Below are 15,582 nucleotides of genomic sequence, written 5' to 3' on the forward strand. Positions count from 1 at the left end.
ATACGTTGTTCATTTAGAATCTTTGTTTCTGAAATATTTCAAAAACTAACCAAATTAATAAATACGTTCATTCAATTTTAAGCTGATACAAATGTGCCAAAAAAAGTTCAATAATTTACATAACCTCAGAAATTTTCATTTCATTTTACAACATACTGAACATATTGAGTTCCTTATCTGTAAGCGTTCTCCAGCGGCCGCGAGGCAAGTCTTTTTTGGTCAACGGGCCAAGCGTTACACAATCTACGCGAACCACATCGTAACCCAAATGTTCAAAAATGGTTCGTATTACACTGTTTCCGGTGTGTTTAATTTTTAAACCTACTTCACTTTTAGGCGCATTATCTACATAACTTATTTCATCTACACTTATCTCCTTTCCATCAACGGTCATTCCGTCTTTAATCTTTTTAAGATGTTCAGCTTTTAGATTTTTATCTAATTCGATATGAAAAAGTCTTGGAATTCCTTTTTTAGTAAATTTTTGCACAAACTCATCGTCGTTTGTAAACAGTAATAAACCCGTAGCATTTCTACCCAAACGCCCAAATGGTTTAATTTTGGCAGTAGTTGCATTTGCAACCAAATCCATTACAGTCATTCCTTTGGAGTTGCTATCTGTTGTAGCAAACCCTTTTGGCTTGTTCAACAAAACAAAGGTGTTTGGCTCCGGATTCAAGCGGCGACCATCAAAACGAACATCGTCTGTTAGTTGCACTTTGTAACCCATCTCGTTTACAATTTTTCCATTTACAGAAACCAAACCAGTTGCAATAAACGTATCGGCTTCACGGCGCGAACACACACCGCTATTTGCAATATATTTATTTAAACGAATCCCGTCCTCAGGATTACTTCTTTTAACTTCTTTTACAGGTTTCTCTCGTCGGCCAATTTCTTTACCATTTTTATCAAATCGTAATTTTGGTTTTGTCGCGGGATCTGCTTGCCTACTCGTTTTTTTGCTTTTAAATTCAGATTTTACAGGAGCATTCCCTCTTGCACTGCTTCTGTTGCGTTGGTTATTAGATCCACGTCCAGAAGCTTTCCCTCTACTTTGATTGTCTTGTCTGCTCATAATTAATTTTTTGCAAAGGTAAGTGAAATAAAGATGGCATTTACAGTTTTCCGTTTGTAGTGCAAAGACAGCCAGCCGAATCTAAATTTTCTTGCTTTTTTAGGAAACTATTTCTTTCAAAATCTTCAAATAATCTGCTCGGTTTTTTAAAAAATCCACTTCCGAAATATCAATAATTTTAATGCTTTCAGAATGTTGGTTTTTGATGAATTCTAAATATCCTGCATTTAATTTTTGAAGATATTCAACTTCAATACCCTGTTCGTACTTACGGCCGCGCTTTTTAATATTCTCCAACAAACGATCTGTATTTTGATACAAATAAATGTACATATCGGGCTTTGGCACTTCTTTGTGCATCATCTGAAAAAGCTTTTTGTACAACGAATATTCCTCCTCGGGCAACGTAATACTCGCAAAAATCAACGATTTATTTACATCGTAATCTGCAATTACAGATTCTTTAAATAGATCGAATTGTGTAATGTCATCAACCAATTGCTGGTAACGATCTGCGAGAAAAGACATCTCTAATGGAAAGGCGTAGCGCGCAGCATCTTCGTAAAATTTGGGTAGAAATGGATTGTCTTTAAAGCGTTCCAGAATTAATTTTGCATTAAAATCGCTTGCAATTTTTGCCGCTAAACTTGTTTTTCCTGCGCCAATATTTCCCTCAATTGCAATGTAATTGTATTTAGAAATTGCATAATCCTTCATGGGGTTACGCAGCCATTTAGACTGTTTTTGAAGCTCACTACCATCATCGGTTTCTTCTAAAATTTCTAAAATATTTTTTTCTGAAATGGGATGATTCAATTGAAAGTTTAAATCTGCAACCGGTTGTAAAACAAATCTGCGTTTTGTCATTTCGGGATGTGGCACCGTAAGTTTTTCGGTCGAAATAACTAAATCGTCAATAAAAATAATGTCAATATCAATTGGCCGGGAAGTATAATTAGTAGTTGAATTTCGTTTTCGGCCCAGCTTTTTTTCAATTTCTAGAATTGATTTTAAAATTTTCGCAGGTTTCAAATCTACATACAGCCACACCGCGCAGTTTAAAAATGGATCGCCGTCAAAGCCCATTGCAGGCGTTTCATAAACCGACGAAATTTTAACAATACTTCCCACTTCCCTAAAAAGAGCATTCACCGCATTTTGAAGATTACCAAAACGGTTGCCCATATTGCTGCCAAGGGAAAGATAGACGTTATGCGAGGGATTTGATTGATCCAAAATTTAACATTTAAGACGAAATTAAGGAAAAGAAAAAGACTACCAAGTAAATTTGTGAGTAGATATAAATTTTGCCCGAAAGCAGCTTTTTAAGAAGTTGTATTCAAAGGAATTACAGCAAATAAATTTTTAATTTTTTTATGAAGAAAGCACTCAAAATATTTGGAATCGTTATCGGAATTTTAATTCTGCTACTAATTGCCACACCATTTATTTTTAAGGGAAGTTTGGAGAAATTGTTATTGCGAACCATTAACCAAAACCTCAACGCCACTGTGGCCTGGGAAGATCTCGATTTGAGTCTTTTTAGCAGTTTTCCCAATGCTTCTTTAAAGTTAAATAATTTCAGCGCGATCAATAAAGCACCTTTTAAAGGGGATACGTTGGCAAGTGGTAAAACGCTCACGTTGAATATGGGCATTATGCAACTTTTTAAAAATAGCAGCGAAGTAGTTAAAGTTGACGCTGTAACTATTGACGATGCTTTTGTAAATATAAAAATTGATTCGCTTGGCAATACAAATTACGACATTGCAATTAAAAAAGACGCCCCGATAACCACGGTAGAAACGGAACCAAATAGCGGCTTTACTTTCGACTTAAAAAAGTATGAAATTAAAAATTCGCGTGTTAATTATGCAGACCAATCGGCAAATACGTATTTTACCCTAACCGAAGTTAACCACGTGGGTAGCGGAGATTTTTCGCAAGAAATAAGCAATCTTGACACAAATACGGATGCATTTGCAACTTTCCGAATTGGCGATATTGAATACTTAACGAACAACAAAATCGCACTCGATGCTATTTTTAAAATAGATTTAAAAAACCTGAAATATACTTTTCTTGAAAACGAAGCAAGAATCAACGAGTTGCCATTAACTTTTGAGGGTTTTGTTCAAGTAAACGAAACCAATAACGAAGTAGATATAACTTTTAAAACGCCGTCTTCCGACTTTAAAAATTTCCTCGCCGTTATTCCAGAAACGTACGTGAAGCAAATTAGCGACGTAAAAACCACTGGTAATTTTACCGTAAACGGAATGCTGAAAGGGATTGTTGACAACACCCACATCCCGAGGATGGATATAAAAATTGCGAGTGATAACGCTTCATTTAAATATCCCAATTTACCGAAAACAGTAGAAAACATTACTATAGACGCGCAGTTAAAAAATGAAACAGGCTTGTTGAAAGACACCTATTTAAACATTTCAACTTTTACTTTTAAAATAGATGGCGAACCGTTCCGAATGAATGGAAGTATAAAAAATATGACCGAAAATCCTTTTGTGAATCTCGGTATGCAAGGCACACTTAATTTAGCAAATATTGAAAAAGTGTTGCCTGTAGAAATGGAACAAAAACTCAGCGGAATTTTTAAAGCAGATGTACTTGCAAATTTCGATATGGAATCTGTAGAAAAGGAACGCTTTGATAAAATTGACGCACGCGGGACCGCAAGCTTAACAAATTTTAATTACGACGCCGGGTTTAAATATGAATTGAAAGTTGCGAATGCAAGTTTATCGTTGCAGCCGGGCGTTTTCACTCTAAAAGAATTGAATGCCACAACGGGACAAACAGATATTAACGCCTCGGGAAACATACAAAACCTCATTCCGTTTTTGATGAGTACGCAAGATTTAAAGGGGCGTTTCAGGGTGCAGTCAAACACTTTTAATGTGAACGATTTTATGGCTTCGGAAACTACTTCTTCAGTAAATAATTCTGAAGGAAAAGTAGAAACTTCTCAAAAAACAGTAGCTTCGGAAGGTGTGAAAATTCCAGATTTTTTAAATGCAACTTTAGATTTTAGCGCCAATAAGGTTATATACGACAACATAGAATTAAAGAACGCCAAAGGCACTGCCACAATTGCAAATGAAGCTATTACCATTAGTAATTTTACTTCAAATATATTTGGCGGAAATATTGCGCTGTCGGGCAACGTTTCAACAAAAAGTGAAATCCCAACTTTCGCAATGACTTTAGATTTAAGTAAAATTGATATTGATCAATCTTTCGAAAAGCTTGAAATGTTCAAGTTTTTAGTACCTATTGCAAAAGCGTTGCACGGAAGTTTAAACACTAATTTTGAATTAAACGGACAACTTACAAACGATCTATCTCCAAAACTTTCAACATTGGCAGGGACTGCATTGGCGCAAATTATAACCGCCGAAGTTGATCCTGAAAAAGCCCCGTTGTTATCGGCACTAGGTGATAAAGTTTCATTTTTAAATATCGACAGATTGAGCCTACGCGATGTTAGCACGAACTTTAATTTCAACAACGGTAAAATTGAAGTGAAACCGTTTAATTTTGATGTTAAAGGAATTGATGTCGCAGTTTCGGGAACCCACGGATTAGACAAATCTATAAATTACAACTTAACAATGGATGTGCCTGCAAAATATTTGGGCAGCGAAGTAACAAAACTGCTTCAAAATTTAGACCCTCAAGAGGCCGCGGCAACAACTGTTGCGCTTCCAATAAATTTAAAAGGAACATTTACAAATCCGCAGGTTTCTCTTAATGCCGAAAACGCTATTAACACTTTAACCAAAAAGCTTTTAGCGAAACAGAAAGACAAGTTAATAGATAAAGGAACCGGGCTTTTGGAAGAAGTTCTGTCTGGCGGCACTAAACCAGATTCAACAAAAACGAACACTACCCAGCAACAACAAACTACCCAGCAACAAAACACACAAATAATTAAAGACGTGTTAGGTGGAATTCTGGGTGGAAAGAAAAAGAAAACCGATACAACAAAAGTCCCCCAAACCACAAAAGAGGGCAATTAGCACGTGTTTTAATTCACAGTTATTGAAACTACAGATCCTTCGTTACTTCTCACGTTAAAAACGGTATCGTCTTCAAATATTAGGTATTGTCCTTTTATTCCTTTGAGAATTCCTTCGTAAAAAGGAGTTTTAAGCAGATTTAAAGATTTCGGTTTTTCGGGATATTTTATAACTGGAAATTGTAAATTGGTTTCGAGATTATTTTCCAAATAATATTCAGCAGCTTCAGCGGGAATGTATTGTTTTAATTTATTTCGCCACGCAACCAAATCTTCATCTTTAATATCGTTTTTAAGCATGGCACGCCAATTGGTTTTATCGCTTACAAAATCTTTAAGTGCTATCTCGGTAATACCGGCAAGATATCTATTGGGCACTTCCACTATTTCAATCGCTTCGTGCGCACCTTGGTCAATCCAACGGGTGGGAATTTGCGTTTTTCGCGTAACGCCCACTTTTACACTACTGCTGTTGGCCAGGTAAACAACGTGCGGTTGTAGCTGTACTTTTTCTTCATAAGCCAAATCGCGATCTTCGATTCCTAAATGTGCTTTGCTTTTTTCAGGACTTATAATCCAAGCTGCTGCTTGGGGAATTTCAAAAAAACAATCGTAACAAAATCCTTGACGGTAAACTTTTTTTTGAAGCCCGCAATTTAAACATTGATACCGCTGAAAGCTGATTGAAACTTTTTTATCTAATAGCTGATTTACATTTATAAAATCATGTTTAAAAAGCAGGTAATATTGAATTGGCGAACCATTTTCGGTTTGCATCTTTGTAAGAACTCCTTCGTAATTCATTTATTCAAAAATATTTATGGCGATAATTTTTCCGAAAGCTAAGCAATGGATGCATGTCTTCAGAAAAAAAGGGAAAATCGTAATTATAAAATTGCTATTTTTATAGCATAAAGATAGCAGAAAAATATGCCAATCCCCATTGTTAATTCTATTGCTTCATGGTTTCTAAAGAAAAGATTTCATCAAATAGACCTTTTTTTGAAGTACCCTATTGAAGTTCAAGAGGAACTGCTTTTTAATTTACTTCAAAAAGCAAAATACACCGAACTTGGGCAGCAATACGACTTTGGAAACATTAGAACGTATCGCGACTTCGCAGCCCGTGTTCCTGTAACAACGTATGAAGAAAGTGAACCACGTATTGAACGTGCCCGAAAAGGAGAAAGCAATATTTTTTGGCCAACACCCATAAAGTGGTTTGCAAAATCTAGTGGCACCACCAATGCTAAAAGTAAATTTATACCCGTTACAAACGATTCTTTAGAAAACTGCCATTACGCAGCGAGCAAAGATTTGCTGTGTATGTACCTCAACAACAACCCCGATGCACAATTGTTTTTAGGCAAAAGCTTAAGGCTTGGCGGAAGCAAACAATTGTATGAGGAAAATGGGACTGTTTTTGGAGACCTTTCTGCAATTTTAATCGATAATATGCCTTTTTGGGCAGAGTATAGTAGTACGCCGAGTAACGAAGTTTCGCTAATGGGCGATTGGGAAACCAAAATGCAAGCAATTGTAAATGAAACCATAAAAGAAAATGTTACCAGTCTTGCAGGTGTGCCTTCATGGATGCTGGTATTACTGAACCAAGTAATGGAAACTACCGGCAGGAAAACACTCTTTGAAGTTTGGCCAAACTTAGAAGTTTATTTTCACGGAGGCGTAAATTTTGATCCGTATATAGATCAATACAACAAATTACTACCGAAAGATAATTTTAGGTATTATGAAATTTACAATGCGTCGGAAGGGTTTTTCGCAATTCAGGACCGCAATGAAAATAAAGAATTGCTATTAATGTTGGACTACGGAATTTTTTATGAATTCATTCCGATGGATACCTACGGTTCGCCAACGGAAAAGGTAATTCCGCTGAGCGAAGTTGTGGAAGGTAAAAACTACGCGATAGTCATTACCACCAATGCTGGGCTCTGGCGCTATAAAATTGGCGATACTGTTCGGTTTACTTCTGTAAATCCATATAGAATTAAAGTTACCGGTAGAACAAAACATTATATAAATGTTTTTGGTGAAGAATTAATTATTGAAAATGCTGAGGCTGCCCTACGCAAAGTTTCGCAACTCACCAACGCCGAAATTGTAGATTATACTGCAGCGCCCATTTTTATGAATGGCAGAGAAAAGGGTGCTCACGAATGGATTATTGAGTTTAAAAATCCACCGGAAGATTTAAATAATTTCACGAAACTTTTAGATGTTGCACTCCAAGAAGTAAATAGCGATTATGAAGCAAAGCGATTTAATAACACCACGCTCAATGCTCCAAAAATTCATCACGCTAGAGAAAACCTTTTTTATGATTGGTTAAAATATAAAAACAAATTAGGAGGCCAACACAAGGTACCGCGACTCTCTAATAAACGCGACCTTTTAGAGGAACTTTTATTGCTTAATAGAAGGGACTAACCTGTCATGCTTCAAATTTAATTCTGTCCACTGTGTTTTAAATCGTTTATTTCACTCGGTTCATCGACTTTTTTTTGTTAAAAATGCATTTCATCGACTATCCTCGACGTTCAGCTAATACATTTTTATTGAGTGGCTTAAAGCTGTATTTTTGCACTATAAAATTGGTTTAATATACAATATGAGCAACGGTTTTTACATAGTAATTCTTTTAATTTTCACAGTGCTATTCTCATCTTGCGCCACAACAACTGCCGTAAAAGCTGACGAAGAGGTGGCAGGATACAATTTGAAAAGTAAGAAAGAGCAAATGCACAGTAAAATTCTTCCTAAAAAGAATAAATCGATTATTGCAACTCCATAGAAAACTAACTAACCCGCATAAAAAAACCTCGAGAATATTCTTCTCGAGGTTTTTGACTTTTACACTGTTTCGGTTTATGAAACTGCTTTTAATTTTTTAAGAGTAGATTTATTTAGTTTTTCTTCAGCATACTCCTTTGTAACGTGGACGATTTTTTCATCTGTACCAGGCATTTCATACATAGCATCTGTTAATACAGCTTCACAAAGCGAACGAAGACCACGGGCCCCCAGTTTATAATCAATAGCTTGTTCTACAATAAAGTCTAACGCTTCTTCAGTTATTTCAAAATCGATTCCGTCCATTTCAAACAATTTCTTATATTGTTTTATAATGGCATTTTTAGGTTTTGTAAGAATTGACCGCAAGGTTTCTTTGTCTAACGGGTTCATATACGTTAGAACTGGAAGACGACCGATTATTTCGGGAATTAATCCAAAATCTTTTAAATCTTTCGGAATAATATAACGAAGCATGTTGTCTTTTTCCATTTGATTTTCCTTCATTGAAGCCGAAAAACCAACAGCCTGCATATTCAATCTTTTTGAAATATGACGATCAATACCGTCAAAAGCGCCGCCGGCAATGAATAAGATATTCTCCGTATTTACTTCAATAAATTTTTGATCGGGATGTTTTCTACCTCCTTTTGGCGGCACGTTTACTGTAGTTCCTTCCAACAGCTTCAAAAGCGCTTGTTGTACACCTTCACCACTAACATCTCTAGTAATAGATGGATTGTCGCTTTTACGGGCAATCTTGTCTATTTCGTCAATAAATACAATTCCGTTTTCGGCTTTTTCAAGGTTGTAATCTGCGGCTTGAAGTAAGCGCGTTAAAATGCTTTCAACATCTTCGCCTACATAGCCCGCTTCGGTTAAAACTGTAGCGTCAACAATTGCCAAAGGAACGTTTAACATTTTTGCAATTGTTTTTGCAATAAGTGTTTTACCTGTTCCTGTTTGTCCTACAATTATAATATTACTTTTTTGTATTTCAATATCGTCGTCGCTTTTTGGTTGGAGCAATCTTTTGTAGTGATTGTAAACCGCAACAGACATAACTTTTTTAGTAAATTCCTGCCCAATTACATACTCGTCCAAAAAAGCTTTAATGAGTTTTGGTTTCTTCAGCATTAAATCTTTGGACAGTTCCGTATTGCCCGAATGTAAAGCTTCCTCCACTACAATTCCGTGGGCTTGCTCAATACAACGGTCGCAAATGTGGGCATCCAATCCTGCAATGAGCAAATTGGTTTCGGACTTTTTACGGCCACAAAAGGAACATTCTAAATCTTCTTTCGACATATTATCTTTTTTCAAAAACTATATTTTTAGCTTCGTGTCAATATTTCATCTATCATTCCGTATTCCAAAGCTTTATCGGCTTTCATCCAATAATCGCGATCGCTATCATCATAAACCTTTTCGTAAGATTGTCCCGAATGTTTAGCAATTATTTTGTAAAGCTCTTCTTTTAAGGTAATTATTTCGCGTGCGGTTATTTCAATATCGCTAGCCTGGCCTTGCGCACCGCCCAAGGGTTGGTGAATCATAACGCGTGAGTGTGTTAAACCGCTACGTTTGCCTTTTTCGCCAGCGCATAAAAGTACGGCGGCCATAGAGGCGGCCATACCGGTACAAATGGTTGCTACGTCTGGCTTAATGAATTGCATCGTGTCGTAAATCCCCAAGCCTGCATAAACGCTTCCGCCCGGAGAGTTAATATATATTTGAATATCGCGCGCTGCATCGGTACTTGCCAAAAACAATAATTGAGCTTGCACTATGTTTGCAACTTGGTCGTTAATTCCGGTGCCGAGAAAAATAATACGGTCCATCATTAAACGCGAAAAAACGTCCATTGCTACTGCGTTCATTTGGCGCTCTTCAATAATATTTGGTGTCAAGTTTGTGGGATACATACTACTGATAATTTTATCGTAATACATATTATTTATGCCTTGATCTTTTATAGCAAAGTTCTTAAATTCGTTACTGTAATTCATAAATGTTGTTCGATTTTTAGAGATACGAAAATAATATTTAGAAGCCTTAATTATACCTTGATTGCGCAAGAATTAAAAAGGCGCTAAATTATAATAATTCAACGCCTAAAGATAACTATTTCTTCGCTGAATTATGCGTAGGCTTCTTTAATGAATTTATCGTACGTAATTTCTTTAGTTTTTAAATTTGCGTTTTCCTTAAAGAAGTTTAACAATTTAGCCGAATTTAATTGTTCACTTAAACGCTCTACTTCTTCTTTATTTGAAAGAATACGCGCGGCGATAGATTCTAATTCTTCATCGGTTGGATTTGTTTGTCCAAACTGTGCCATTTGCGCCTTTATCATATTTTTTGAATGATCTTTCAACTCTTCAAAAGTAACCTGCAAATTGTTTTCGGCACGAAGTTTTCCTTCTATAAGTTGGTAACGAAGTCCTTTTTCGCTTCTTTCAAATTCGGCTTTTGCATCTTCTTCCGACAGTCTTTTTTCGCCAGTCATTGCAATCCAACGTTGTAAAAATTCTTCTGGAAGATCAAATTTTGTATTTTCGATTAAAGAGTCAACAACATCGTTCAATAATTTCTGATCGCTTTGTTGCGCAAATTGCCCTTCGGCATCTTCCTTTATTTTAGTTTTCAATTCTTCTTCTGAGGTGACAACGCCTTCACCGAATAATTTATCGAACAATTCTTGGTTCAACTCGGCCATTTCGCGTTTGTTAACTTCTTCAATTTTAAAAGAAACCTCAATATCTAACCCGTGTGCTTCGTCGTGTTCAACGCCTAAAAATTTTTGATTGTCGTGATCATCGGCAAACATTCCCTTTGTTTTTAAAGTAACGGTATCGCCAACTTTTGCGCCAATTAGACTCGCCAATTGTTTTTTACCCGCAATATCTTCTGTGGTAACGGTAGTTTTCTTTTCAATATCTTTTTCTTCCGAAGTAAAAGTCCCCGTGATTTCATCACCTTTTTCTACTTCGTTTTTTGAAATTAATTTACCGTATTGCTTGCGAATGGTCTTCACTTGGTTGTTAAGCAATTCATCGTCTGCAACAATTTTATAGTGAACTACTTCCTTATCTTTTACGTCCACATCAAATTCTGGTGCGAGACCTAATTCAAACTCGAAGGAGTAATCGTCTGCATCCCAATTAATTTCTGCTTCATTTTTCGGAAGTGGATTTCCAAGCACGTCTAATTTTTCTTCGGTAAGATATTTATGAAGCGCATCTTGTAGTAATTTGTTTACTTCTTCAACCAAAACGGCTTTCCCGTATTGCTTTTTCACCATTCCCATAGGAATATGACCTTTTCTGAAACCTGGAACGTTGGCAGTTTTTCTGTAATTATTCAACACTTTTTCAACGTTTACTGAATAATCTTCTTTTGAAACCTCTACTGTTAGTACAGCATTCAGTTTATCTATTTCTTTTTTTGTAATGTTCATTTTTATTCTGAATTTCGGGATGCAAAAGTACGTCTTTTTGCACAACCCAACAAACATTTACAAACTGTTGTTCTACAATTTACTAGTCCTCCTTTATAAGTGAAAACAGCACGGCTTGAAAAAGCGAAAGTAATAAACTAAAAAGGAGCGCCCACCAGATAGAGCTCACGGCAAAACTATCTACAAAATACGCCGCCATTAATATAATAATAGCGTTGATGATTAATAGAAAAAACCCAAAGGTTATAATTGTTATTGGCAATGTTAATATTACTAAAATAGGCTTAACTATTAACCTTAAAAGCGCAATAACTATAGCCACGATTATTGCTGAACCGTATCCTGCAACAGTAACGCCGGGAAGGATTTTAGCCAAAACCACAACTGCTACAGCCGTGAGAAGTAATTTTATAATGAGTTTCATTTATTTAAAATTAACCAAGTTTGTGTAAATATAATAAAAAAACCGCCCTCAGTTGAAGGCGGTTATAAGCTAACTAAATTTAAAAATATTAATTATTTGTAAGAGTAATTGTTGGATAATTACCAATTTTTACGATTGGAATTGTTGCATCGTACGTATTGTTAATAGCTCTAATAATAAGGTTTGCAGTATATGCATATCCTCTTGGCGTTGGGTGAACTCCATCTAAAGAAAAAGCACCACCAGTAACAAATTGCGATGTAAGCACGCCGCCGTCATAAGCAATACCGCCATTTGCCAAGCTTGCCAATGCAGACTTTGCATCAACAAAAGCCAAACCTTTAGCACCAGCCAATGCCTCAATTGTAGCGTTGTACGCTGTACTAGCAGCCGTAATGCGAGCCTGTTCAGACACTGCTAAAACATATTGATCGCTCAACGGTATAGAAACCCCAATTACACCCTGAGGATTGTTAGGGTCTGGAGTTGTACCTAAAATTGAAGAAGCAGTTAAAACAATAAGATCGTCAGATTTTACTTGGCGCAATTGACCCAATAATACTGCTAATTGTTCGGGCAAGCTAAACGGCGCGCCTTGTAAAATAGTTGTAAGGTCTGTAAGATCATCATCCGTCATAATTGGGAAGTTTTGACCCGCAGAAAAATTAATCATTCGCAATGCAGCTTCTTCTGGAGTAATAACACCCATTTGAACTAAACCTGGCAATATTTGAGTATTGTACCCTGCAAACTGTGCGTTTAAAGCTCCAGCAGTAGCGGCATCTAACGGAATTGCGTTAGTTGGTACAGTTGTGAAATATGGAATTGAAGTTACTTCAGGAATATTTACTAAAACGCCTTTTGCGCCACTCGCGGTTAAGGCATCTACTTGTTGGCTGTAAACAGAAGCAAATACGTTAGGATCTGTAATATCGTTTCCTCCGTAGGTAGCTGGATCAAAATTTCCTGTTTGGTCAACACCTGATCCACCAGAAGTTGCGTAGCTTAAAATATCGTTATTTCCAATCCACAAACTGAAAAAGGTTGGATTTTGTGAAGCAGCATCAGCGATAACAGTTGCACTTTCACTACTAGAAAAACGGGCAAAATAAGGGTTTGCAGCACCTGTTGGTACTCCGGCAGCATTACCATAACCTGGAGCCACTAAATGAAAACTTTTAGCGCCAGGAACCCCCATGTTATTGAATGGTCCAGTTAATTTGTTTGTGATTTCGGTAGTTGGCGTTCCCGCCAAACGTACGGGACCTGGATTTCCGTTTGCATCAACAGCAAGTACGAATCTATTTTCGGTAATTTGGGTTCCTCCCAATAATAAACCTCCCATGTTATCGCTCATCAATGGTTGTGTAAATTCACCACCCCCGGCATAAGCAAATTGCTCTGCCATAATATTTGGGTAGCTATTTTCTTGCCCAGTAATGTAAAGTGCGCCATCGGCATAACCAGCAGTTAAAGAGTTTCCAACAGAAACATAATTAGAAAGATCTGCAGTTCCACTCGTGTAAAAACCTTCGTCTGTTACAGGAGTATCAAATTCAGGTTCGCAGCTTACGAAGCCAACAGCCATAACTGCGAATGTATATTTAAGTATATTTTTCATCTTTAAGATTTTTTTTCGATTATAATTTATAAGTAAGCCCTAATCCTGGAACAAAAGCGTTGGTTTTGTAAGTTCCCTTAAACGGAACTGCCTGACCATTTTCGAAATAATAGTTATAAGAAGCATCTATTTCTTTAAAGTGTGAATAGAGGAATGATGCATCAATCTGCAAGTGCTCACCAAGATTTACGGTAAGACCAGCAGTAAAGTTATTACTGTCGTTACGCGGTGTTTCTGGAGCGAAATAGCCCTCGCGAACTGGAGATTCATCAAAATAGTAACCAGCTCTTAAAGTGAACATTTTTGTAGCTTCATACTGCATACCGAAACGGTAAACCGAAGCGTTTTTATAGTTACGCGCATTCTTTGAATCTGGAATTGCTGGATTCCCAAAATCGATATCTAATGATTCATAAGCATCCCAAAACGTACGGTTGAAGTCAAAAGCAAAGAGCCACTTTTCGCAGAAATTGTAAGACATACCTACAGACATTTCAGCAGGTAATGGCATAGAGGCTTTTATAGATGTGTTTTGAAAAGGGGTTAATGGCGAATTTGGAATATTTTCAAATTCTGCAGTGCCATCTTCAGCATCTAATACAATTTCTGAGCGGTACGTAGCACCAATTCGAAGGTCGTCTGTAAAATTAAACATTGAACTTGCAACCCATCCCCAGCTAGTAACGCCAGTAGCATCAATAGTTACATTTGAACGGTTTCCGTCAAGATCTGTAAGGGTACGGTTTAGGTTTCTATTAAAGTTTACAGAACCTGTAACGTAAATAGGTCCACCTCCAACGCTTAACTTATCGTTTATTTTAAACGAAACAGTTGGTTGAATGTAAATTGCTTGTAAATCGATGTTATTCACTAAATGCGAACCAACCCAGTCATCTTCATACTCCACCGAACTTCCGTAAGGGGTATAAACACCCAGTCCAAAAGCTAACCAATCTGTTGCTTGGTACGAAGCATATAAATAAAGTGGTGTACCTACTGGGCTATCAGTTCGGGCATTGGCTCCCGTTTGGGTGTCTTGATAGGCAATGTTTGAAAACACGCCGTGCACACCAACAGAGACGCTAAATTTATCTTCTAAATAGACCAACGCAGCAGGGTTAAAAAATACCGATTCGCTACTATTTACTACCGCGACTCCCGTGTGGCCCATCGCCAAGGCTTTGTTGCCCTGCAAACTCACGCGGTAACCGCCCGCATAAGTTACCGCGCTCGCAAGTGCAAAAACGGCTAGTACTACTAATTTCTTCATAGTTTATTTCTTTTAGAGTTAATTTTTCAAGGATTAAGGATGGATATATCTTTTATTGTTGAATTTATTATGCACGCATAAGAAACTATCTTACAATATTATAAAAAAATCATAACATTATCATAAAATTCTTCGGGATTTTCAGCGTGTAGCCAATGACCGGCGTCTGAAATAGTTTCAATTTTTGCTTTTGGGAAATGTTTTTTAATTAAAAAATGATCTGTTGGCTCAATATAGCCACTTTTTTCACCACCCAAAAAAAGTGTATCGCCATTAAATATAGCAGCTTCGGGGAGGGCAACACCAATTTCTTCAATTTTCTTTGAAAGAATAGGAAGATTTATGCGCAGTGCAAATTCATTTTTATTTTTTCGATAAAGATTTTTCAGAAGAAATAATCGCGTGCCCTTATCTTTAATATATTCTGAAAGAATGTCTTCTGCTTCACCTCGGGTATTTATTTTCGTGAAATCTAACGAAGAAAGTGCTTTCAAAATATCTTGATGGTGCGACGGGTACGCTTTTGGACCAATATCTGCAATTATTAATTTTGAAACCATTTCGGGATATGTTACCGCAAACTGCATTGCAACTTTGCCGCCCATGGAATGCCCGAGCAAGATTATATCTTTTAAATTGTGTTCTTCGCAATACGTATTTAAATCTTCAGTCATTACTTTATACGAAAATTCATCGCTGTGAAAACTGCGGCCGTGGTTGCGTTGGTCTAAAAGATGTACTTCATAGCCTTCTTCTGCCCAGCGGTTGCCGAGGGTTTTCCAATTATCGCCCATACCTAGAAAACCGTGGAGAATTACAAAAGGTTGGCCGGAGCCGAGAATCTGAGAGTGGAGTTTCATTTTAAAAATATTG

At 36.9% G+C, this 15,582-nt stretch carries 13 protein-coding genes; 3 read left to right on the forward strand and 10 right to left on the reverse strand.

Annotated elements, in window-relative coordinates:
• Positions 1-145: 145 nt before the first annotated feature.
• Together K8089_RS06120 and folK are read right to left on the reverse strand one after the other, a co-directional pair.
• Positions 146-1,078: a pseudouridine synthase gene (locus tag K8089_RS06120; protein WP_237602402.1), complete on the reverse strand. Its 933-nt coding sequence runs from the start codon at positions 1,076-1,078 to the stop codon at positions 146-148.
• 99 nt (positions 1,079-1,177) lie between these two features.
• Positions 1,178-2,314, reverse strand: coding sequence for a 2-amino-4-hydroxy-6-hydroxymethyldihydropteridine diphosphokinase (gene folK / locus K8089_RS06125; protein ID WP_262913904.1), 1,137 nt, complete (start codon positions 2,312-2,314; stop codon positions 1,178-1,180).
• 140 nt (positions 2,315-2,454) lie between these two features.
• Between folK and K8089_RS06130 the strand changes: the two genes are divergently transcribed.
• Positions 2,455-5,121, forward strand: coding sequence for an AsmA family protein (locus K8089_RS06130; RefSeq protein ID WP_237602403.1), 2,667 nt, complete (start codon positions 2,455-2,457; stop codon positions 5,119-5,121).
• Between the two features lie 8 nt (positions 5,122-5,129).
• Here the strand turns inward: K8089_RS06130 and K8089_RS06135 are convergent, their stop codons facing one another.
• Positions 5,130-5,924: a DUF2797 domain-containing protein gene (locus tag K8089_RS06135; RefSeq protein WP_237602404.1), complete on the reverse strand. Its 795-nt coding sequence runs from the start codon at positions 5,922-5,924 to the stop codon at positions 5,130-5,132.
• A 126-nt stretch (positions 5,925-6,050) separates the two neighbouring features.
• On the opposite strand from K8089_RS06135, the gene K8089_RS06140 reads away from it, so the two are divergent.
• Together K8089_RS06140 and K8089_RS06145 are read left to right on the forward strand one after the other, a co-directional pair.
• Positions 6,051-7,571 carry a GH3 auxin-responsive promoter family protein gene (locus K8089_RS06140; RefSeq protein ID WP_237602405.1) on the forward strand — a complete coding sequence of 507 codons (1,521 nt, stop codon included), beginning with the start codon at positions 6,051-6,053 and terminating at the stop codon, positions 7,569-7,571.
• Positions 7,572-7,722: 151 nt separating this feature from the next.
• Complete coding sequence (locus K8089_RS06145; protein WP_237602406.1) at positions 7,723-7,935, forward strand: hypothetical protein; 213 nt, start codon at positions 7,723-7,725, stop codon at positions 7,933-7,935.
• 74 nt (positions 7,936-8,009) lie between these two features.
• Here the strand turns inward: K8089_RS06145 and clpX are convergent, their stop codons facing one another.
• The 7 genes from clpX to K8089_RS06180 all read right to left on the reverse strand — a co-directional run bounded on the left by clpX (position 8,010) and on the right by K8089_RS06180 (position 15,569).
• Complete coding sequence (clpX, locus tag K8089_RS06150) at positions 8,010-9,242, reverse strand: ATP-dependent Clp protease ATP-binding subunit ClpX (protein WP_237602429.1); 1,233 nt, start codon at positions 9,240-9,242, stop codon at positions 8,010-8,012.
• A 26-nt stretch (positions 9,243-9,268) separates the two neighbouring features.
• Positions 9,269-9,943, reverse strand: a complete 675-nt coding sequence (clpP, locus tag K8089_RS06155; RefSeq protein ID WP_237602407.1) for an ATP-dependent Clp endopeptidase proteolytic subunit ClpP — start codon at positions 9,941-9,943, stop codon at positions 9,269-9,271.
• Positions 9,944-10,074: 131 nt separating this feature from the next.
• Positions 10,075-11,394, reverse strand: coding sequence for a trigger factor (gene tig, locus K8089_RS06160; protein WP_237602408.1), 1,320 nt, complete (start codon positions 11,392-11,394; stop codon positions 10,075-10,077).
• A gap of 82 nt (positions 11,395-11,476) precedes the next feature.
• A complete protein-coding gene (locus K8089_RS06165; RefSeq protein WP_237602409.1) occupies positions 11,477-11,818 on the reverse strand; it encodes a phage holin family protein in 342 nt (113 codons plus the stop codon).
• 88 nt (positions 11,819-11,906) lie between these two features.
• Positions 11,907-13,439: an SGNH/GDSL hydrolase family protein gene (locus K8089_RS06170; protein WP_237602410.1), complete on the reverse strand. Its 1,533-nt coding sequence runs from the start codon at positions 13,437-13,439 to the stop codon at positions 11,907-11,909.
• Between the two features lie 19 nt (positions 13,440-13,458).
• A complete protein-coding gene (locus tag K8089_RS06175) occupies positions 13,459-14,709 on the reverse strand; it encodes an OmpP1/FadL family transporter (protein WP_237602411.1) in 1,251 nt (416 codons plus the stop codon).
• 98 nt (positions 14,710-14,807) lie between these two features.
• Positions 14,808-15,569 carry an alpha/beta fold hydrolase gene (locus K8089_RS06180; protein WP_237602412.1) on the reverse strand — a complete coding sequence of 254 codons (762 nt, stop codon included), beginning with the start codon at positions 15,567-15,569 and terminating at the stop codon, positions 14,808-14,810.
• Positions 15,570-15,582: the final 13 nt, after the last annotated feature.

The organism is Aequorivita vitellina (genome assembly GCF_022008365.1).
Lineage (GTDB): Bacteria > Bacteroidota > Bacteroidia > Flavobacteriales > Flavobacteriaceae > Aequorivita > Aequorivita vitellina.

Coding starts and splice junctions, on each gene's coding strand:
- K8089_RS06165 (WP_237602409.1), bottom strand. CDS start 11,818: ATGAAACTCATTATAAAATTACTTCTCACGGCTGTAGCAGTTGTGGTT.
- K8089_RS06130 (WP_237602403.1), top strand. CDS start 2,455: ATGAAGAAAGCACTCAAAATATTTGGAATCGTTATCGGAATTTTAATT.
- K8089_RS06175 (WP_237602411.1), bottom strand. CDS start 14,709: ATGAAGAAATTAGTAGTACTAGCCGTTTTTGCACTTGCGAGCGCGGTA.
- clpX (WP_237602429.1), bottom strand. CDS start 9,242: ATGTCGAAAGAAGATTTAGAATGTTCCTTTTGTGGCCGTAAAAAGTCC.
- K8089_RS06120 (WP_237602402.1), bottom strand. CDS start 1,078: ATGAGCAGACAAGACAATCAAAGTAGAGGGAAAGCTTCTGGACGTGGA.
- K8089_RS06170 (WP_237602410.1), bottom strand. CDS start 13,439: ATGAAAAATATACTTAAATATACATTCGCAGTTATGGCTGTTGGCTTC.
- tig (WP_237602408.1), bottom strand. CDS start 11,394: ATGAACATTACAAAAAAAGAAATAGATAAACTGAATGCTGTACTAACA.
- K8089_RS06140 (WP_237602405.1), top strand. CDS start 6,051: ATGCCAATCCCCATTGTTAATTCTATTGCTTCATGGTTTCTAAAGAAA.
- clpP (WP_237602407.1), bottom strand. CDS start 9,943: ATGAATTACAGTAACGAATTTAAGAACTTTGCTATAAAAGATCAAGGC.
- K8089_RS06180 (WP_237602412.1), bottom strand. CDS start 15,569: ATGAAACTCCACTCTCAGATTCTCGGCTCCGGCCAACCTTTTGTAATT.
- K8089_RS06135 (WP_237602404.1), bottom strand. CDS start 5,924: ATGAATTACGAAGGAGTTCTTACAAAGATGCAAACCGAAAATGGTTCG.